Consider the following 21,559-nt stretch of genomic DNA (forward strand, 5'->3'; position numbering starts at 1 on the left):
GTACAGGATCACTTTCTTTCGTATTTTTTGTTTGCAAACTTATTATACATCAGAAAGTCCTGTATGACATTTTTTTATGGAAAAGTTGTAAAGTGGTGATAGTAAGGATATTGAAAGAAATTATGGTGTGACACTACAAATGTTTAAAAGTCTTGTACATATGAACAGAATACGCCTGAAATTGATCTTCACCCCATTCAGAACAAGTCTGGATAAAAGCTGGCAAACGCACAGAGGGAGATGAGATAAGTGAAAAAAGGGACTGAAAGAGAGAAATTTCACAATTATTACGGTTTTATATGCCATAGGGAGCCAGACAAAAAATTTGCGTTAAAGTTACAGCGCAAATTGGAACGATACCGCATTCCGGGGAAAATCCGAAAGGAGAATGGTATTAAAACCAGCCATATCCGTCATATTTTTGTAGATAATCCGGATCTGTATGGGGCGGAATTAAAACAGAATATTATAGACAGCCTTAACATTTCAGATAAATTGATTGTGCTATGTTCCCGGGCAAGCGCTTCTCCGGTAAATGGGGAAAAAGAGTGGAGCAGTCCCCAGCAGATAGATTGGAGGCAGAATCCAGCAGAAACAGGTTGGATTGGATTTGAGATCCGTACTTTTATGGACAAAAATCCAGAGGATAAGCCTTATAAAAATATCATCCCAGTTGTCATAGACGGAGATCCGAAAACGGGAGACTGTTTTCACTATCTTTTAAAGGAGTACATAGACAGGAATGAAATCAGGTGGTATGACTTCAGGGAATGGGGAAAATGGAAGGCTCCCCGGAACAGGCAGGGAAAGCGGGATGCATGGACCGATCTGATCATTGAACTGCTGTCATTATCGGATGTGGAGGAATTCAGGAGAAGGGACAAAATAAGGCGTCGGCTGCAGACGGTTTCTGCCGGCATGGGTGCGGCAGTTTTGGGGCTGTGTTCTGTCTGGGGATATGATTACTGGGTACCCCATGAAAGGATTTATCAGGATTATGTTCTTGTAGATGAGAAACCAGTAGGCGTCCATGAATTGTCAGACAATGAGAGGAAGAAAGTTTCGGATTATTACAGCATTACCACCAGAAAATCCAGCAGGACGATTCGGTTAGAGCACCTTAATTCCTGTAACACGCCGGTGGAGGAGGATGCCTGGAATCATCCATATGGGCCGATGATTGCTGTTTACAAATGCAGGGATAATGGAAAGCTGGATGTGGCGGAGTATTTAGATCGGAATGGAATCGTGCAGATGACCTATTCTTATGCCACGGATATGGCGTTCGTCAGTTTTCAAGAGAATCAATATGTCAGCAGGCAGGTATATCCCATTTCCAGTATAAATGCTTATGGAATTCCCAACCGGATGAAAATAGACAGGTACGCCCTGAACATGGATGAAGAGGGAAAATTGTTTCGGCGCATGTATATGTCCGGGGTAAATTATGCCATCAATGAAGAAGGCATTGCAGGCGAGGAGTATATCTATGATTCTCAGGGGCGCATTACTTCTGTTTACTTTCTGAACAGAAAAGAGGAGAGAACGGTAAATCAAAATGGGGTTTCCGGTTTGAAGCTGACCTATGGAAAGAATGGCGCCGTCAGCTGTGCGGCTTATTATGGGCTGGAAGATGAACTGACCTATGGGCCGGATGCCTTCGCTTATATGAAAATGAAAGAAGATGGAGCGGAAAGGGTTACAGAATATTACGGGATAGATGGAAATTTAGTGATTTCAGGAAAGGGATACGCTGTCTGCCGGGAACGATATAATGATAAAATGCAAATAGAACACAGGGCTTATTACGGAACGGAACAAGAGCCTGTATTTTGTGAAGATAAATTTCACGCCGTTTCCTTTCAATATAATGAATTTGGCGATCCTGCTGTGACGGAATATTTGAATGGAGACGGGGAACGGATCTTGTGCAAAGACGGATATGCTGTCCTTAAGCTGGATTATGATCCCTGCGGGAATATTTTACAGGAAGATTATTACGGTTCAGACAATCAGCCCCTTGTGATGGACAACCAGGCGTTTCGCATCAAGCGTAAATTTGACGCCAAAGGGTATTTGAGGGAGGAGGCTTATTATGGCGTTTCCGGGGAAGAGATTTTTTCCAGGGAAGGATATTTCTGCAAAAAAAATGAGATTGACACGAAAGGGAGATTAGCGTCAGTGTCTTATTATGGGACAAAGGGAGAGTCTGTGTATTGCACTGAGGGCTATCATAAAGCTGCTTTTGGATATGATGATCGGGATAACCTGTGGCTGGTTGAGGTTTATGGAACGAAAGGGCAGTTAATTCCCTTCAGCGGCTCCTGGGCCAAGCAGGAATTATATTATAACGGCGGCGGAAATGTTGAAAGCGTCACGTATTATAACCAATTTGATAAATTAGTGAACGTTCCAGGCAATTATGCGAGGATAGAAAATGAGTATGACGACAGGGGATTGCTGGAATCCACATCCTATTATAATGCAGAGGGAAAACTGTCAGCGGATCGTTCCATGGATGCATCAGGCGTTCAGTCAGGAGAACGTTTTTTTGCGAAAGTGGTCTTTGCATATGACGAAGGGGGAAATCCTGAGAAAACAGAATATTATGACGAAGAAGGAAACCTGACGTCAGACTATCCCTTTTCCGCAAAACTCCAAAAATATGATGAGACAGGAAAATTAATCCGGGACAGTTATGTATTGCCGGATGGGACAGGGCCGGAAAATTATTTTAATGATGTGTATTATACCTATGACGATTACGGGCATTTGTCAAAAGCAGAGTACTATGGAGCGAAAGAAGCGCCTATGGAGACCCGGACCGTAACCGGAACAAAGGCTCACAGGATTATACAAACCTTGGATTACCGGGGGAATGTGCTGGATCGGAAGGTCTATGACAAAGAGAAGAAACAGACAGAGCATGTGAGATATCAGTATAATAAGGATGGATTTGAGACTTTCAGGGAGTACCTGGATGAAAAGGGGCAAAAGACTTTGTGCAGGTACGGGTATGCAAAGGCAGAAATGGAATATGACAGATGGAATAATCTGATTGGGTGTGCCTATTATGACGAAAATGATAACCTGACGGTTACAAAGGTGGGATATGCCTTTTATCGATGTGAATTTGATAAAAATGGCATGATGACAGAGCTCTCATTCTTCGGTGCGGACGGGAAATCGATTAAGATTCCAAATGGATATTCTTGTATTCGTGAAACTGTGGATCAAAGAAGAAATATTACAGAAGCAGTATTTCTGGATGAAACAGGAGAAGAAATCCTTACCTATCATGTGTCCTATAATGAAAATGGGCAAAAAATAATGGAATCCCGGGAGATTTCGGGAGCGCCGGATAATGTCCAGCGGATAGCCAGGAAAAATCTGTACTATGATTCTTATGGAAACCAGTGCCGGGAAGAATATTATGACGAGGCAGGAAACCCGGTATTAGCATATAGCGTACTCGCCGGATGGGAGTCCGTATACAATGAATTAGGTTTGGAAACAAAAAGAACTTATTTAGACACGGATTTGAAGCCGGTGTGTATTCCGGAAGGGTTTGCTTCTGCAGAATTTCAGTATGATGACTATGGAAGGGAAAAAGAGAGAAAATTTTTGGATGAAAATGGGATAGAATCAAATTGTAAGTTTGGATTCAGCCGTTATGAAATTACGTATACGGAAAATGGTGAAATTAAAGATACGGTGTTTTATGATGCGGCAGGGAACGTATTGACGGACGTGAACGGGGAAGTATCATTGGCAGAGTTAAATATCAATGGGCGTACAAATCCGGACGGCGCAAGATACCATGCAGAGTTGGGGCAATGGAGCAGAGGCCCTGTAGTGAGCCAGTCCCGCAGGGTTACCCGCATTGCGTTTTACGATGAGGATGGAAGCTGTGATTTAATGCTTCAGCCCTATGTTCCTTTGCGGCCTTATGGAATGTAAGAAATTACTTTGCAGACTGGAAAGTATCCTGAAGAAGATAGAAAAACACGAAATAAAGGGGCTGCCGGGAAATGGCTGTTTTTCGCAGCATATGGTGAGCGTTTTGATATTATGGCAATCTATTGTGAGCGAATTCCATTTTCCGACAGACACCCTTTATTTGGAAGCAGCAGTTGTTATGTGTGAAGTGCTGTGCGGTTAGATTTCAAGGTTCATGCACATATTTCAATCTATCGCATTTAACAGCCGCCGAATCATCAGGCGGTGATTCACATTATAAAACAGACTTTCATTGAGATCCTTATCCCAGGGATTCAATTCAGACCAGGCATCTTTTTGAATCATTTCATAAGCGTATTCGCTGGAACGTCCGCCTACTGTTCCAACTAAAGCGACCGGAAGATTTACGCTCCTTGCCAGCTTGACTTCTCTGTCCACGCCCTGTTTGGATTTATCTTTTTTTATTTTTCCGCCAAGGCAAATTAATAGTTCGCTTTTTTGGCGGCAAATCATATTTTCACGCATTTCCTGCAATCCGTCTGATAGTATAAGCGTACATGTTTCTTCCAATTCTTCTAAATTATATTCAGGAAGATATGCTTTGTCCATGTGCATTTCAATGGAATACCTGAGATCGGAGGCATATAATGTTCCAATGTCAAAGATAAGTTTTTGAAAGGTTGGATGCGCCCCGAAAACCAATGTATATCCATTTTTAATGATTTCCCTGGAGTATACCAGAACTGCTTCTAACAAAGAATTTTTGTAAATCTCATCACAGTCCGGGAATGCGCCGGAAAGAATAATTCTCTTGTTGCGTTTTTGGCGTTTCACACCGGATACATTTTCAAGATTCATAATATAATCATCAAAATTTTCTTCTGTTACCTTTGCATCGCCTATGGATTTTTCCCTCTGCCCATGGTTGGAAAGCAGGAATAAGCGGTCGCTTTTTTCGTATGTCTGTGCTTGCTTTACCTTTTGAATAAATCTGTCTATGTCGCTTTTTTGGGGATTTCTTCCAAAACATTGAATGTAATGTTTTTTAATTCCTTTGTCATAGATATCCTTTGTTTGTTCTTTATACTCTATCTCATAGGCCAATATGGCATTTGTATCTCCTATTAATTTTATCTTTTTTGCATCGTCTAAGTCCCTGAGACATTCAATATAGGAGAATACCTGATTGGATGAGTTCATGATAAGTTGAAAACATGTTTCTTCAATCTCATCAGTAATTTCAATTAACCGTTCCTGACAGTCAAACTCTTCGCTTTTATAGCAGAGCATGGGACGCTCTCCTGGACGTATTTCCATATTGGAATAAGGTGCATTATCAATTTGAATCCACAAAATAGGGATATCATAAATTAGCGCGTAGCATAGCTCTTTCATAATATAAGGAGAATTCTGCGCTTCCTCTGTCTGCAGAAATATCAGCACATCGCTCATGGCAAGATTGATATCAATATCTTTCTGGGCGTCGTCTCCCACCTCCACATGAACCACATCCCGGTAAACATTCCGTTCCCTTGTTAAATGCTTCAGTTCATCTGCAAGCTTTGCCGCTATATGCTCTCCGTCTATGCGCCGGTGGCTGATAAAATATAAAACTTCGTCGCGATAGAGGGGCGAAAGAGTTTGGGCAATGATTTTTCTGGCAAAAATCTGTGCGATTGCCCTCATATTGTTTTTCAGCGGGTTTCGGTTCTCATTCCGGCAGGATACGTCAAAACTCTGTTTGTCAGACACCGGCTCTGGAGGACGTCTGCATTCCGGATTTTTTTCCATAGCGATTGCCCATATCCGGCTTTGAACGTCCGCATATTTTTTTATCAGCTTGAGGAAATTCTTTTGATAAGCGCCTTTTTCTGAATTGAAAAAAATAAAAATATCATTGGAGTCGGCAGCATCTTCTAAAAGCTGAGCTATTTGAAAATCTGTGGAAATATATAATCTGTTTGTTACATAGGTATCTAAAATTTCACGGCATGACGCAAAAAAAGCATTTGCATTGTCAACTGTTTGCATGGTTAACTGTGGTTCGCAAAAAATTACTCTCATGATTCTCCTCCTTCTATAAAAATTATTGTTACACACAAATAAAGTTATACCTCATATCCTGTAACCGTTCTTTTTTATTTTATTACTCCGGCGGTTAAATATCAATGATTTTAACCGCCGGAGTAATATACTGGCGTTATAAGGAAAACAAGGGAGGAATTCCATTTACATGGATTTTTACTGGATGAGTTTGGAATAGTTCTTTCAATCATTATGCTGCCATGATATAATTCAGACATGGAGGAATGACTTCGGGAATGATTTATGGATATGCTATGATAGATGAGAGACGGAGAATGTTTTAGGTGAACCGAATATTTATTATGGAAAAGAGAGGAGAAAAGTATGCCGAATTATGGAAATGAAATTGCGTCCATCAGCCTGGGCAGCATTATCGGAGGGGCGCTGAACGCCATCGTGGAGGCTCAGAGCCAGGCGGCTAATACAACGGTGGAATTTATCAAGTCCGTGGGCTTTACCACTGATAAGGCCACAGGCGTGATGGAGCCGGTTTATGTGGATTTTCAGTATGCCAAAGGGCAGGTGGAGAATGAGAAGGGAGAAAAGACGCAGACAGTGTCCAATCTGAAGGTGCCGGTTCTTTCCATGGTGCCGATTCCCTTTATCCGGGTAGACGACGCCACCATTGATTTTAATGTGAAAATCAATTCCGTGGAAGAGACGAAAAGTTCTAAGGATACTACGGCGGGCGGAAGTACAGAGGCCCACGCAGGCTATAATGGATGGAAATTTAAAACGGGAATCAAGCTGAACGCTTCTTTTTCCAATCAGAAGAAAAGCAGCATGTCAGATACGGTGAAGAAGGATTATTCCCTGAATGTCCATGTCCATGCCGTGCAGGATGATATGCCGGCAGGGGTGGAGCGGCTGCTGGGAATTCTGGAGGATTCCATTATCCAGGTGACAGAGGAAGGAAAGAAACAAACGGAAAAAGATAAGACGGAAGTTGCGGAGGAATCGTAAAATGATAACGTTAGGTGAATTTACAGGGCTGTTAATGTCTGATTTTCTGCAGGCAAGAAAGATGGCGGACGCATGCGCAGCCTCTATTTCAGAGGAATATCATGTGAATCCGCTGTTAAAGGGAATGCCGGTTCCGCGCTATACCATTTCAGAAGCGGAAATAGACGTTCCGGTTCAGATTGCAGGCGTGCAGCAGGTGAAGGTGGGCGAGGAAGAGATGAAAAAGCTTTTGATGAAAATAGAAAAAGTCCTTCCCACGCTGTTATACCGCAATATCAAAAACTGTTACTACGAAAAGCAGGAGGAGCGGGTATTCAGGCAGAACGGCACAATTGAGCCGGAGGAGGTGGGAGTGAAAATTACGGCTGATTCCGGGGAGAAAGAAAAAGCGGTGGTGATCAAACTGAGTGAGCTGCCGGACTTGAAAGAATCCTATAAACGGTCGGCGGCTTCCATCTGCACATTGATGAACCAGTATATGGACACTTATATTAAGGAAAATGTGATTTCCGATATGAAGCTTCTGGATTTTACAGATGTATTTACAGAGACGTTAAAGAGCGTGACGAAACAGGAATTCGGCATATATCCCGATGAGCAGACGCCTTTTATCAATAAAAATTCCCTGAAGAAAATGTGCCGGATTATAGGAAGCACAATGTTTTTTGAATTCAAGGAGATTTTTGAACAGCAGGAGGGAGTGCTGATTATTCCGGAAACCGGCAAGATGGAACAGAACTGCACGCCGGAGCAGGTGATGCGGATGAAAATTAAAATCCGGGAGCAGGACGTTGATTTTATTGTAAACAGAGATGATGAAACAGGAGAGACAGACAGGTTTTTAGCCCTGAGTTAATAAGAGTATGCTGAGTATAAAAGTAATAGAAGAATTTCATTCCCTGTTAATCAAGCTGCCCAAAGCTGCGGATTTGGTGTCTGCCGGCTCCTATTCTGCCATGGGAGCGGCGGCAGAATGGCTGTCAGAGGCAGAAAGGCTTGCAGAAAAGCATCAGCTGCCCATCTGTGCGGATTTTGCTCTGATACGGGGAGAGATGCAGAATTATCTTCCGGCCAGAAGGGAATCGGGCTATGAAAGCGGAAGGACGGCGCGGCTGATGAAACAGAAAAACGGGATTGAATGTCTGAGGCGGGCGAAGGAGTGTATCGGGCAATATTTCAGCGGGACGGAAACTTTAATTTCCGAGAGCAGCGTATTATGCAGAAAACTGGCTGCTGTGGCTGTTTCAAAAGGATATGTGAAGGGGACTGCCCAGGCAGAGGATGTGGGGGCGCTTATGGAGATGCTTCAGCGGGATACAGAGCTGATGCCGGCGCTTACCAATGTGATAGGAACAGTGGGCTATGGCAACGCCCGGTGTCTTTTGCAGAAAGAACTGCGGACGGTTCTGCCGGATGAGTGACAGTTCGATACGCAAAAGACAGAGGAGAAGAACAGGAGGAAAAGGATGTATAACGATAACATAGGATGTATTGCCATGCTGGATATTTCAGGCTCCATGCAGGGAGAAACAGTAGAACTGGTGAAACTGGACGCCAAAGCTTTTGTGGATAAATTTTATGACGGGGATCAGATGGGAGTAAATGCCTTTCATTCAAAAGCAAAATGGATTTACCCGGAAGGCGCCAGTCCCCATATTGTGACGGTAAATGTGGAGGAGAGCGGGGGCGTGGAGACCAGCCGGGAAAAGGACGAGGCCAGAGCGGCCATTGACAGGATTTCTGCCGGCGGCCGAACTAATATTTCATCTGCCCTTACCCTTGCAAATGAAATGATCAAAACATCCGACGCAGGAAAAAAGGCTTTTTTCCTGTTCAGCGACGGCTGTCACAATGAGGGGCAGAATCCCTGTGAAGTATTAGGGCCAAAGCCGCCCATTTACATCGGGGCTCTGGGAAACTGGATCAAGGAGGAGTATTTTAAAGAATTAAAGGATAAGAATAAGAAAAGCAGAATCTACACCAGGCCCACCCGGCAAGTGGAAGTGCCTAATTCAGTATGCGGGCCTGGGAGATGATATGGGCGGTACCATCGGCGCTGTTTCGCTGGACTGCAAGACAAAAATCGACATAATAGCTCCGGGAGTTTCAGAGAGAAATCAGCCGGTATCTTTCCGGCTGCAGGCGGAATGTGAGAAAGAAATCTTAGAGGGGCTTACGGTGAGCGCTGTTATACGCAAGCCTATTCTGGAGAAGCCGGAGGTTCCGGGGGTGTATGAGGCGGAGTTTACGGTGGAGGGGATCAATCAGGTGACGGGACAGCCCTTTTCCTGCGTAAAATCAGAATCTATATGGATCGGATAGGAGATGGAGCATGACAGAGAAGGAGCGCAGGCAATATGATGCTGCAGTGGGAAATCTGAAAATCAGAATCGGGGAGAACTTTGGCGGAAAAAATGTTTCCAGTCATCTGAAAAATCTGGAACGGTTTTACTGCGGAGAATGCACCCAAGAAACAAGGGAAGGGATTATCTGCTTTCTGGAAACGCTGCAGACCGGGCAGGATTTTGCGTACTTTTTAGAGTCCTGGGAAGTCCTGCAGAAGGTGGAAGGGTCTCTGGGAACCGGGTTTTCCATTTGCAGAAAGAATCCCTATATCATTCAGTATCTTCTGCAAAAGACAGCAGAACTGCGCCGGGTGTTTCAGGAGCGGGCATATCAGGCGGTGTCATTGCTGTTGGGAATGGGGACAAGACTTGAACTGGATGAGAATTACAGAGCAGATATTCAGTCCAGGTTCTATTTTTTGTTTGATCAGAAACACAGGAATTATCTGAAAAGCTATGAAATGATCCGGGAAAAATTATCTGCCGTGACCGGGGAAGCACAGCTTTTGTTATATCCCACCAGCGGAGATTTGCACTGCGGCGGGAAGAATCCATATGTTTTTATATGGAAGGGAAAGCAATATGTGTATAAACCCCGGGATATGCGGGCGGACGCCCTGCTAAATGAGGCTTTGATTCAGTTTAATGAACTGCTGCCGGAAGAATTGAAGATTCCGGCGGTAGGGATTACCCTGCTGGATGATGAAGAGCATACTGGATATATGGAGTATGTAACCTTTGCCGGGGCTATGAGTGAACAGAATGCGGCAGCATATTACAGAAAATTCGGCGTTTTATTGTATTTCTGCAAAATATATGGAGTCAGCGATCTGCATTACGAAAATATAATCGCCACAGAATCCGGGCCTGTGCTTATCGACGGGGAATGTTCGTTCCAAAAGAAAATTACGATGAGCAAGAAAATGAATGATATGAGCCTGGAGATATTGAAACACGCGTTTCTGCCGTCCTTTCGGATAGAAAATCAGGTGAATTTTGAGGTTGTGGAGGATGAAACAGGAGCAAAGAGAACACTCAGATTCAACGATCCGCTGATTCGGGAAAATGTGCTTGAGGGATTTCAGACAGCAGCTTCCCTGGGCAGACAGGGAAAGGAAAAGCTCGGAAAAACTTATGCTGAAATTCTGGGCAGGGAATATCTGGCCAGAATTGTTCCGGTAAAGACCGGGGATTTCTATTCAAAAATGGAATTTTGCTGTCGGGAATCTCAGAGGCGGGGCGAGATGATCTGCGTTACAGCAGAGGAAATTTTAGAAGAGCTGAAGCGGATATTTCAGGGGGCCAGGCTTATGGAGGAGCCCCAACAGCTAGAACAGCGGCTGGCTGGCATCGTGGAGCGTGATTTTTTTCAGGGAGATATCCCCATGTTTCAGGTAAAAAATGAAAATGGAGTAATGACGGGGCTGTATGCAGACGGCAGCCTGCTGGTTCCGGTAGAAGAGAATGGCTTTAAGATCAATGAATGGACGGTTATTTTAAAAAATGAGATAGAATGGTGGGCGATGGCAGAGGCGAAAGAGAAGGTGGAGGGGATTTTTTGAGTGCATTCCGGGAGACTTTCGGCAAGAAAATTTTTTTCCTGCAGCAATGGGGTGTATTGCTGCAGCTGCCGTTACCGTTCTCTCCGAAACACTTGGAAATTCTCCGTTTCCCCCACCAGTTCATATCCCATAGTTCCAAAATAATCTCCCAACCCTTTATTCTTATTGGGAATGGCATACTGAATCTGATGTTTGTCCATTTGTTCTTCCAGAATGGCAGGCTCGATCTGAAGTCCGTAGTACATGACAAGCGTCAGAATCCGCCGGCTGTTTTTCTTATTGAGAACCCGCTGAACCCAGTCCGGGTCTGCAGGATTTACCTGCCAGTCTGCCATATCTTTTCTTCGGATGGCGTTTAAAAGTGAAGCGTCATACTGACGCAGCTCCAATAACTGCAAATCTGCAAACAGGCAGGATTTGGGTTCGTCAGTGCCGGCGTCTTTTTCAATCATATCGGCGATTTCTATTGTTTCGTTTTTAATTTTATATCCGTTTTCAGCGGGAACCATATGCTTCCACTGGCTTTCGCCGAAAAAGGCAGCCGCAAGGATACACAAACTGACGGCTGCGGCCTGTTTCCACCGTTTGGACAGCACGTAAATCAGCCACGTCATGGCAAAGGCCAGTACCAGATTCACCGGCAGAAGCCAGTAAATCCGCCGGATTCTGGGGGCAAGTCCGATTTTGTCCGCAATGGGTATCATAAGATAAGGATTGAACACCGTAAAAAATGCAAACACAGCCGGATATACAAAGAATGATTTCAGATTTTGTTTTTTCCGGAGCCAGAATACGGCCAAGGCTGCGGCATAGGCCAGGAAGAAGAACTCTATATTTGAGAAAGAATCATCAAAAGCTTTATTCAGGAAATCCATTCCCAGTTCATATAAATTCTGCATTGCGCGCCTCCTATGTGTAGAAAAAGAAGTAATGTTTGGTCACAAGATAAGCCCCGCCGTACAGGATACAGGGAATCATGCAGAGGGCATACCGAAACCAGATGGAAAAACTTTTCTTTGACAGCCCTAAGGGAATCAGGCAGATGCTGAGTTCAAAGGGCAGCATATAAATCGCTGACATATTCAGTCCGAAGCTGGCGGATATGACTAAAAGCAGCTCCCACCAGTGACTGCGCTTCTGGTGGTTTCCGGCGATTTTCAGAAAAAGGAGAAAGACCATCGGCAGAATGATGCAGGCCAGAACGGTTTTTCCTTCAAAAGCCCGGAAAAATAAAAATTCCGCGCCGGTATACAGATTGAAGCTGAACAGGTTCAGCAAGAACAGGAAACAGACAAGGGAAACGCCTTTTTTTCGGTAATTTTTCCCAAAAAGCTGCAGGCCAAGCTGATAATAAATCAGGTTAGCCAGAATTACCATTATGGAAGCTTCTGCAATTCTGGTTTCCATTAACGGGGGAACTCTCAGTAACTGGCACAGGACGGCGCTGTGGTTCTGATATGTTTCCAACAGATACTCTGCATTTAATTTGCTCAGCAAAGCGCCGGTGTAAGGGTCATACTGGCTGATGGAATCGGTATATACCGAAGCGCTGACGTCTCCGATATAATAAGACTGATCCCACAGGGCGTAAGTTTCTCCGTTATAATTCACCATGATAAGCTGAATCAGGATGATCAGAACCAGGCACAGAAGGGGCCGTTTCTGTTTTGCGAAAAGCTCCTGCAGGTAAGCTTTCTGCACCGGAAAAGTTTTGCGGCGCAGAAAAGAAAACAGGATCATCACTGCCAGAATAAAAATCCACCAGAGCTTTGTCAGCAGGGACAAGGGCTGAAGGGTCAGCTTCAGCGGAATGGCCATAAGCTGAAACAGAAAATAATAGCAGAAAAATCCAAGCAGAACCCGGTAAGAGACAGATTGCTCCTCAGAGGATACCATGTGCAGAAATAAATCTCCCAGCATGTAGCTGATGGTCAGATAAAAGAATACAATTCCCAAACATAACAGATAGTAAATCATATCAATTCCTCCAAAGTGATTTCATGGCAGTGCTTATCTTGTTCCAGAGGCGCTCCGTGTCAAGGATACTGTAAAGGAACAGCAGAATCGGATACATGGCCGCAATCTGCGCCCGGGAGGCAGAGGCTGCGTGGGCCAGTCCCCGGGCGGGAGTCAGCAGATAAAACACAAAGGGCAGCAGGCTGAGAAATACCAGGGGAACCAGGGCCAGGCAGGCATTTTTGATTTTGTGGCCCACGGCAAATAAAGCAAGGTATGATACTGTTAAAATCAACAGCAGAATGGCCAGCGTTTTGATTCCGAAGTCTGCCCGGGAGAGAAATTCTTTCAGGTTACTGTACAGAGATAGTAAAATCTGGGGCAGAGAACAGGCGGTGCCGAAATTCTCCTCCCACAATCGGCGAATATATTCCGGAAAGAAATTTTTCCCGGTGGCCCAAAGGGCAATCAGCCATTTGGATGCCGTCAGCAACAGACAGCCAAGTCCCCAGAACAGGGAGCAGCGGGCCAGAATTTTCCGGATGCCGGTCATATTGCTGAACTTTCGGATGGAAAGAAAAGCAATGGTAAGGGGGATGCCCAGCGTAAGGATTGGGATTGTTCCATCGTCCAGAAAAACAGTTGCCGCTCCAATGGTGTAAAAAATCAGGTATAAACGCTGGGGGTCCTCTTTCTCATAGCGGGGCGTTTTACCCAGCAGCACCAGAACTGCTGAAAATGTGATCAGAAAACAGCCTGCCTGGGACAGAGAATAGGACACCGGCAGAATATCTGCCCATAAAAAGGAAAAAAAGAACATAAATCCAAAGGGAGGAGCCAGTTTTCTGCTGATTTGCATGGCGGCGCCGAAAAACAGCAGGAAAAAAGCAATCATGCACAGATAACGGATCTGGGCGGTGTGAAACAGGTATAAAAGGGGGCGCAGCAATACCTGGATGCCGTTCCAGCGGTAGCCGCTGTCCTGATTCAGCAGGCTGTTCCAGAGTGTGGAATATTCCGGATTGTGAGGAAGAAAAGAGCTGGAATGCTCCAGAATCCGTTCTTCCGGTATCCAATTTGCTGCAAACAGCAGAAAAAGGAATAAAATAGTCAGAAAAAAATGTAACTTGCAAAAAGAAAGAAATTTATTTGAGACAGATTTCATGATTAATACCCCGAATCTTTTGCTTTTGTTGCTTGCACGTTGTATTTCTGGTAATGTAAATTACATTACTAGTGTAACCTAGTTTACATTACATCAGGCAGGAAAGCAATAGATGAAATGGAAAATATGTGTAGAAAAACCCCTTGTTTTATGGTATACTCACTAAGAATCAGTGGGAAAACAACATAATATTTGGTTTACAGGTAAGAATAAGAACTGGTAAGGAGGACAGGAACATGGCGAGAAATACAGGGAACCAGACAGAATACAGCAGAAGGAAAAAGAAGAAAACCAACCGGAAAAAGCGTCAGCAGAGGAAGGTTATACTGGCAATACTGGCGGTAATCCTTGCATTAATTGGACTGGCAGCGGCCTATGTCTGGAGTAAATACGGAAAGATGGGAAGAATTGACATCAAGGACAAGGATGTTAAGATAAATGATTTGTCTGTGGATACAAAAAAAACATTGGACGGTTATGACAATATTGCGCTTTTTGGACTGGACAACCGTTCCACCGGCAATTTTGAAAGAGGAAACAGCGATACAATTATTGTGGTGAGCATCAGTAAAAAATCAGGCGAAATTCGAATGGCTTCCGTTTATCGGGATACGTATCTGGATATCGGAGACAACACCTTCCGCAAGGCCAATGCAGCTTACGCCAACGGCGGGCCCAAGCAGGCCATTGAGATGCTGAATAAGAATCTGGATTTGAATATTACGGATTATGTCAGCGTGGATTTCAGCGCGCTGGTGGACGCTATTGACGCTTTAGGCGGCATTGAACTGGATATTACGGCGGAAGAGGCAGAATGGCTCAACGGCTATATTGTGGAAACCAACGAGGTAACCGGCCATAACAGCGGCCCGGTGTCGCCGGGAGAAAATGTCCATGTGGACGGGGTGCAGGCCACTTCATATGCCAGAATCCGTTACGTGGGCCTGGATTATCAGAGAACGGAGCGTCAGCGTACGGTGATTACCAAGATGTTTGAAAAGGCAAAACAGTGTGATTTGATGACGTTAAACGCTCTTCTGGACAAGATGCTGCCCCAGATTTCCACCAGTTTAAGCCTGACAGAGATGCTGGGGCTTGCGGGAAATATCACCAAATATCATATGGGAGAGAATACGGGCTTTCCATTTGATAAGGCAACGCCAGGCAATGTGGGAAGCGCCGGAGATGCGGTGGTTCCGGTGAATCTGGCAGAAAATGTGAAGCAGCTTCATGCTTTTTTGTATGACAATGAGAACTATACGCCTTCAGAGACAGTTCAGAGCGTCAGTGCAGCCATTCAGTCCAATACCGGATATTAATATAGGAACAGATAAGTTGTGCCTGCGGTATCCCTTCGGGGAGGCCGCAGGCAATTTTGTGTAAAATTTATGTAAGTTTCTGGCAGATGGTTGTGCGGGAGAAAAAATTATGATAGGATAAAAAACGACCCGAGATGACAGGATGTACAAAGAATTTTGAACAGAAACGGAGTGTACAGAGATGAAAACGTCAAAAAGAATGGCGGCAGCCCTTTTAGCGGCATGTATGATGATTACTTCCCCTGGAACCCAGGCATGGGCGTATCAGGGAGAGAAGGCTTCATCCGAGCCGGCAAAACTGGAACGCAGGCTGAAAGACACAGAAGAAATCACGGATGAGACAGTACTAACGAAGAAAGATACAGGAGAAATCACAGATGAAATAGAATCACCTGCGCAAGATACCAAAACAGCGGAGAAAGCTGCGGAAGAACCGGGTATTTTAAACTTTATTATGCAGGAAAGCGAATGGATTCAGACGCCGGGCATACAGAATATTGCAGTCAGTCTGGGAGAAGAAGGAAGCGCCCTGGAGTCTGCCATGCTTTGGTATCAAAACCGGACAACCGGACAGGAGCTGACCGCTCAGGCAGCGGGAATTGCCGGCAATATGGCGCGTTTTTCCATGGAGTACCAGAGTGAAGATTCGGCAGGAATTTACGAACTGACGAAAATTACCTGGGAGCAGAACGGCAGGTCTTACCGGGCGGTTCTGGCTGAAACCGATATGGAAGTGGTATACGGCGTCAATCAGGCCGTGGAAGCTGAGCCGGATGAACTGCTGCTGAACCAGGAATTGTTAGAAGAAGTAAAAGCCAGCGTAGTGACCATGGATGAAAACGGCAATCCTGCTTCTGAGGACAGCGTTGCGGGTGTTCTGGGGAACACAGAGGGCAATTTGGGCCTTTCCCGCAAATTTACAACCCGGGGCGCAAAGAACATGGTGATTATACTGGACCCGGGCCATGACAGCACCCATTCCGGGGCATCCTACCATGGATACAAGGAACAGGATCTGGTGCTGAAAATTGCCAAATACTGCAAAACAGAGCTGGAGAAATACGGCGGCATCACCATTTACATGACAAGGGAAACACAAAGCTGCCCACATGGAGGGAATATTGTGGATTCCGGAACCTGCAATGCCAAACGGGTGGAATTTGCCGCAGCCAAGGGCGCAGATGTTTACGTAAGCTTTCACTTAAATGCAAGTGCAAGCAGCAGCGCCAAGGGTGTTGGGGTGTATTATCCCAACAGCAATTACCGGCCGGCCATCGGCGCAGAAGGGAAAGGTCTGGCAACCTCAATTTATCAGAAGTTGGCTTCACTGGGACTTTCCACCTGGGCCACGGGAGTTTTAATCCGCAATTCAGAGACAAATACCCAGTATCCGGACGGTTCCCTGGCAGATTATCTGGCAATTATCAGAAGAAGCAAACTGGCAGGTTTTCCGGCAGTGCTGATTGAACATGCATTTTTAAGCAATTCCGGAGACGTCAGCAAATTTTTGAACACAGACGCCAAGCTGAACAATCTGGGAGTTGCAGACGCCCAGGGGATTGCAGCCTATTATGGATTGACGCTGAAAGGCGAGGCGGATGAAAATGAAAAGGACGCGCCGGAGATTTCCTCGATTCAGTCCAGAAGCAGCACGCAGCTGAGAATTATCTGGAATGAGGTTCCCGGTGCAGTGTCCTATGAGATTCACCGGAGTACGGCGGAAAATGGAACTTATGCCCCTGTGGGAACCACAGCCAAAACCCAGTATGACGACGGCACAGCGGCGGCAGGAACATATTATTATTATAAGGTATGCGCGGTATTTGAAGATGGGGAACAGTCGGAGCTGTCCGGCGTTCATGCAGGCAAAACCCTGACGCAGCCAAGCATTACAAAAGCAGTGTCCGTATCAAACGCACAGGTGGATCTGGCATGGAATCCGGTTGCAGACGCAACAAAGTATGAATTGTTCCGCAGTGAGGCGAAGGACGGAACTTATACCAAGATTGCCACGCTGAAATCGGGGAAAACTGCTTACAGCGATAAAAATGTCAAGGCCCAGACTACATATTATTACAAGCTCAGGGCCAGAGGCGGAGAGAAAACCGGCTACAGCAGTTATTCTGCCGTTTATTCCGGCTGGGCGGTAAAGAAAACGAAGATAGAAAGCGTAAGCTCCAAGACCAGCACTTCCCTGGAGATAAAATGGAAGAAGGTTTCTAAGGCATACGGGTACCGGGTGCAGAGAAGCGCCTCCAAAAACGGCAGGTACAAAACCGTTGCTACCATTAAGAATGGAAATACCACGAAATATGTAGATAAGAAATTAGTAACCGGAAAAAAATATTATTACAAAGTACAGACCATGAATCGGGTAAATAAAAAAACAGGTTACAGCGGGTACTGTAAGGCAGTCTCAGGTTCTACCATTACAGGAACCACCATGGTATATGCAAGATCTAAAAGCAGCGCCAGTATGGAAGTATCATGGAACCGGGATTATAAGGCTACAGGCTACCGGATTAAACGCAGTACCTCCAAAAAGGGAACTTACCAGGTGATTGCCAATATTTCCGGAAACAAAACGGTGAAGTATACGGACAAGACCATTTCCACCGGAAAAAAATATTATTATGCGGTGGAAAGCGTGGTGAAGAAAAACGGCGTATCCAATTACAGCGGCAATTCCAAACCGGTGACTGCAAGAAATCTGAAGCGTGTCTCGGGCATTGCCATGGAGACAGGCGAGTACGGGGTGGTTTTAACCTGGCTGGATGTGATTGCAGCAACCGGTTACCAGATTATGCGCAGTGAGGAAGAAGGCGGGCCTTACCGGGAGATTGCCAAGCTGAAAACGGATGAACCCGGCTATTCTGACACTACGGCAGTGGTGGGAAACAGGTATTATTACAAAATCAGGCCCTATCGGAGCGGAAAATATACAGGATACGGAAGCTACACAAAAGCATTGGAAAAATGGGTTTTGGAGACGCCTGATAATCTGACAGCGGCTTCCCAGTCCGGGCAGATCAAGCTGTCCTGGGGAAAAGTGCCGAAAGCCGTGGGCTATGAGGTATTTCGGAGCACAGATGAGGAAAGCGGTTATGAGAGCATTGGAGAAGTAACCGGCAGAAGCGTATGCACCTATACAGATGACACGGCTTTGCCGGAACAGGTATATTATTATAAGGTAGCAGCCATCGGGGACAACGGAGAAGCCACCGGCAATGGGGACGAAACAGATCCGGTGTCCGCACAGATTGAGAGCTGAACAGGAAAGGAAGAATGAAATGGGCTTGGGAAAGAGCAGAAAATATGCGGCAGTGCTGCTGACGGCTGCCATTCTTTCCGCTGATGTTTGCGGAGCAGGCAGTACGGTCTATGGGGCGCAGCCAGAAACACAGACACAAACAGACCAACAGACATTAAAGGACAGCGAGCCGGAAAATACACAGAACCCGGCAGAAGCAAAACAGGATAAAACGAAGGTTCAGCCGGAAGAGAAGCCGGCAGAAGCAGAATCAGAACAACCGGAAGATAAGCCGGAGCAAACGGAGCCAGAACAACCGGAAGAGAAGCCGGCAGAAGCAGAATCAGAACAGCCGGCAGAGAAGCCGGAACAAACGGAACCGGCAGATACCGGGAAGGATGCAGCAGAAGAAGCAGTACAGGAGAAAAGACTGCAGTCAGAGCTGGATGAACTTTCAGAAACTCCGGCTGCAGAGGCAGAGAATCCGGAGGAAGAAGCAAATATTCAGGCCGAACAGGCATTTGCGGAACTGCTGAAAGAATATGAGATGTACGGAACTCTGACAAATGATGTCACATTCCCCATTTATCAGGAGCCCTCCCTGGAATCAGCAGTGATACAGGAGCTGTCCAGCGGCTGGCAGGTAAGGCTGACGGGCGTAAAGATTCAGGCTGACGGAGTATGGTATCAGATTGCTTTTGCCGTATATGATCAGGAATACAGCGGGTATACTCCAGGGGAATATGTGATCACCCAGGACGACAGAATGACAGAATGGGAAGAGAAGTATCTGAACGGGGGCATGGAAGCCAGAACCTTTGCCAGAGGAAGCGCAAGGGGAAGCACCCAGTTATCTGCCTTTCCGGCCAGTTATCAGAGCGCCATTCAGAAATTGATTCAGGCCCATCCCAACTGGACCTTTGTGCCCATGAACACAGGACTGGAATGGGCGGAAGTTTTGGAAAATGAGATGAGAGACAGCGTGAATCTGGTGGAAACTTATCAGCCGGACACCTGGAAATCCACCGCACCCAAAGATTACGATATGAGCACCGGCAAATGGATTATTAAAAACGGCACCAACTGGGTGCAGGCATCGGAATCCATTATCAAGCATTATTTAGATCCCAGAAACTTCCTGACGGAAGATTCTGTGTTTCAGTTTGAGCAGCTGACTTACAGCAGTTACCATACAGAATCCGGCGTGGAAAAGATTTTAAGCGGAACCTTCATGAGCAATAAGAAGCTGGAGGACGGTTCCGGCGGCGGAATTACCTATGCCAAGGCATTTATAGAGATTGGGAAAGAACTGAAGGTCAGCCCCTATTTTCTGGCCAGCCGCGTGCGTCAGGAGCAGGGAGTAAAGGGGGATTCTTCTCTGATATCCGGCACCTATCCCGGCTATCAGGGATACTACAATTACTTTAATATGGGAGCTACGGGAATCGGCATTGACGTGATTACCAGCGGATTGACAGAGGCCAAAAATGCAGGATGGGACACCCGTTATAAGGCATTGAAGGGCGGAGCTGAAAAAGTGTCATCCAAATACATTGCCCGGGGGCAGGATACCTTTTATCTGCAGAAATTTGACGTGGACGCTTCCTACGACGGCCTGTACTGGCACCAGTATATGCAGAATCTTTTAGCGGCAGACAGCGAAGGACGGGCAGTACGCAAGGGTTATGCAGAGATGGGAGCCCTGAACAATAAATTCGTGTTTAAGGTTCCGGTGTACAATAATATGCCCGCATCTCCCTGTCCCAAACCGGAAGCGGATCTGAGCAAACCGGTTCTGAAAGCGGAAAAGAGCGGATACGGCCTTGTAAAGCTGTCCTGGAATGAAGTTGCAGCAGCCCAGGGATATCAGATTTACCGTTCGGAAGGCAGCGGAGCATATAAAAAGATAAAAACCATCAGCAATGCAGGAACCCGTTCTTATGAGGACCGTTCGGTGGTTCCGGGAAAAGTGTATAATTACAAAGTCCGGGCCTACTTAAAATTCAGTGAAGGGAACAAATATTCCCCATATTCTGAGGTAAAGACGGTTAATCTTACCATTCCTGCCACGGAATGGAGTAAATTTAAGATTAAAAATTACAGAACCATTGAGATGTCCTGGAAGAAAAAATCCGTGGACGGCTATAAAATTTACCGAAAAACCGGAAGCGGCAAATATACCTGCATAGCAACCATTACAGGCACCAGTTTCAAGAATACCACAGTGAAACCGGCAAATACCTACATGTACCGGGTGCGCGGGTATGTATCCGTAAACGGAAAGCTTTATTATTCTGCTTATACCCCGGTGAAGCAGGCAGTGCTTAAAATGGCGAAGCCCCAACTGAAGAAGGTAAAGGTTTCCGGCGGAAAAAAAGTGAAAGTAACCTGGAAACGGGATTCCAAAGCAGACGGCTATTACATTTACCGGGCCACATCCAAAAAGGGCAAGTATAAGAAGGTTAAAACCATTACCAAAAATAAAACTGTAAGCTGGTCTGACACCGGCATTACCACCGGAAAGACATATTATTATAAGATCCGTTCTTATGTAAAAACGTCATCAGGAACGAAATCTTCCGGTTATTCCAGTGTTTTAAATGTAAAAACTGCATTAAAAACACCGGCGGTTACCTCCATTACCGCTTCTTCCAAAGGCCGGGTGAAGCTGAAGTGGAGCAAGGACGGCAATGCAGCCGGTTATAAGATTTACCGTGCATCCTCCAAAAACGGCAAATACAAAGAAGTGAAAAAAATCACAAAAAATACAACCCTCACCTGGACGGATAAAACGACCAGAGCGGGGAAAAAATATTATTACAAAATCAGAGCCTATTCCATTAACCAGAGCAAAGTGAAATATTCCGCATACTCTGCGAAAAAAGGCATTCGGGTAAGCGAATAGGAATCGTAAAATTTCACAATGTCTGAAGTTTGCAGTCTGACGGTTTTGA

Annotated in this window: 14 protein-coding genes; 10 read left to right on the forward strand and 4 right to left on the reverse strand. The window is 45.5% G+C overall.

Features of this window, described 5'->3' with window-relative positions; translation table 11 throughout:
- Positions 1 to 249: 249 nt before the first annotated feature.
- Positions 250 to 3,960, forward strand: a complete 3,711-nt coding sequence (locus ACTO17_RS13265; protein WP_482558262.1) for a toll/interleukin-1 receptor domain-containing protein — start codon at positions 250 to 252, stop codon at positions 3,958 to 3,960.
- Positions 3,961 to 4,185: 225 nt separating this feature from the next.
- Here ACTO17_RS13265 and ACTO17_RS13270 read toward each other — a convergent pair whose 3' ends face one another.
- Entirely contained in the window at positions 4,186 to 6,024 is a 1,839-nt protein-coding gene (locus tag ACTO17_RS13270) for a toll/interleukin-1 receptor domain-containing protein (RefSeq protein ID WP_482558263.1), read from the reverse strand.
- A gap of 345 nt (positions 6,025 to 6,369) precedes the next feature.
- Between ACTO17_RS13270 and ACTO17_RS13275 the strand changes: the two genes are divergently transcribed.
- The 6 genes from ACTO17_RS13275 to ACTO17_RS13300 are packed head-to-tail and all read left to right on the forward strand — an operon-like array spanning position 6,370 to position 10,915.
- Entirely contained in the window at positions 6,370 to 7,008 is a 639-nt protein-coding gene (locus ACTO17_RS13275) for a DUF2589 domain-containing protein (RefSeq protein WP_482558264.1), read from the forward strand.
- Between the two features lies 1 nt (position 7,009).
- Complete coding sequence (locus tag ACTO17_RS13280; protein WP_172539173.1) at positions 7,010 to 7,864, forward strand: hypothetical protein; 855 nt, start codon at positions 7,010 to 7,012, stop codon at positions 7,862 to 7,864.
- 7 nt (positions 7,865 to 7,871) lie between these two features.
- Positions 7,872 to 8,429, forward strand: coding sequence for a hypothetical protein (locus ACTO17_RS13285; RefSeq protein ID WP_482558265.1), 558 nt, complete (start codon positions 7,872 to 7,874; stop codon positions 8,427 to 8,429).
- A 45-nt stretch (positions 8,430 to 8,474) separates the two neighbouring features.
- Positions 8,475 to 9,044, forward strand: coding sequence for a vWA domain-containing protein (locus ACTO17_RS13290; protein WP_482558266.1), 570 nt, complete (start codon positions 8,475 to 8,477; stop codon positions 9,042 to 9,044).
- Position 9,045: 1 nt separating this feature from the next.
- Positions 9,046 to 9,330 carry a hypothetical protein gene (locus tag ACTO17_RS13295; RefSeq protein WP_482558267.1) on the forward strand — a complete coding sequence of 95 codons (285 nt, stop codon included), beginning with the start codon at positions 9,046 to 9,048 and terminating at the stop codon, positions 9,328 to 9,330.
- A gap of 10 nt (positions 9,331 to 9,340) precedes the next feature.
- The gene (locus ACTO17_RS13300) at positions 9,341 to 10,915 is read left to right on the forward strand and encodes a DUF4135 domain-containing protein (protein ID WP_482558268.1); all 1,575 of its coding nucleotides are present in this window, start codon (positions 9,341 to 9,343) and stop codon (positions 10,913 to 10,915) included.
- A 71-nt stretch (positions 10,916 to 10,986) separates the two neighbouring features.
- Here the strand turns inward: ACTO17_RS13300 and ACTO17_RS13305 are convergent, their stop codons facing one another.
- The 3 genes from ACTO17_RS13305 to ACTO17_RS13315 are packed head-to-tail and all read right to left on the reverse strand — an operon-like array spanning position 10,987 to position 14,036.
- A complete protein-coding gene (locus tag ACTO17_RS13305) occupies positions 10,987 to 11,814 on the reverse strand; it encodes a hypothetical protein (RefSeq protein WP_482558269.1) in 828 nt (275 codons plus the stop codon).
- Between the two features lie 10 nt (positions 11,815 to 11,824).
- Positions 11,825 to 12,892: a DUF6077 domain-containing protein gene (locus ACTO17_RS13310; protein ID WP_482558270.1), complete on the reverse strand. Its 1,068-nt coding sequence runs from the start codon at positions 12,890 to 12,892 to the stop codon at positions 11,825 to 11,827.
- Between the two features lies 1 nt (position 12,893).
- Complete coding sequence (locus ACTO17_RS13315; protein ID WP_482558271.1) at positions 12,894 to 14,036, reverse strand: hypothetical protein; 1,143 nt, start codon at positions 14,034 to 14,036, stop codon at positions 12,894 to 12,896.
- Positions 14,037 to 14,272: 236 nt separating this feature from the next.
- Between ACTO17_RS13315 and ACTO17_RS13320 the strand changes: the two genes are divergently transcribed.
- From ACTO17_RS13320 to ACTO17_RS13330, 3 genes are all read left to right on the forward strand, one after another.
- On the forward strand, positions 14,273 to 15,355 hold the full coding sequence (locus tag ACTO17_RS13320; protein ID WP_482558272.1) for an LCP family protein: 1,083 nt from the start codon (positions 14,273 to 14,275) through the stop codon (positions 15,353 to 15,355).
- Positions 15,356 to 15,536: 181 nt separating this feature from the next.
- Entirely contained in the window at positions 15,537 to 18,626 is a 3,090-nt protein-coding gene (locus ACTO17_RS13325; protein ID WP_482558273.1) for an N-acetylmuramoyl-L-alanine amidase, read from the forward strand.
- Between the two features lie 19 nt (positions 18,627 to 18,645).
- Positions 18,646 to 21,510 carry a hypothetical protein gene (locus ACTO17_RS13330; RefSeq protein ID WP_482558274.1) on the forward strand — a complete coding sequence of 955 codons (2,865 nt, stop codon included), beginning with the start codon at positions 18,646 to 18,648 and terminating at the stop codon, positions 21,508 to 21,510.
- The last annotated feature ends 49 nt before the right edge of the window (positions 21,511 to 21,559 follow it).

It is taken from the genome of Petralouisia sp. (assembly GCF_056822245.1).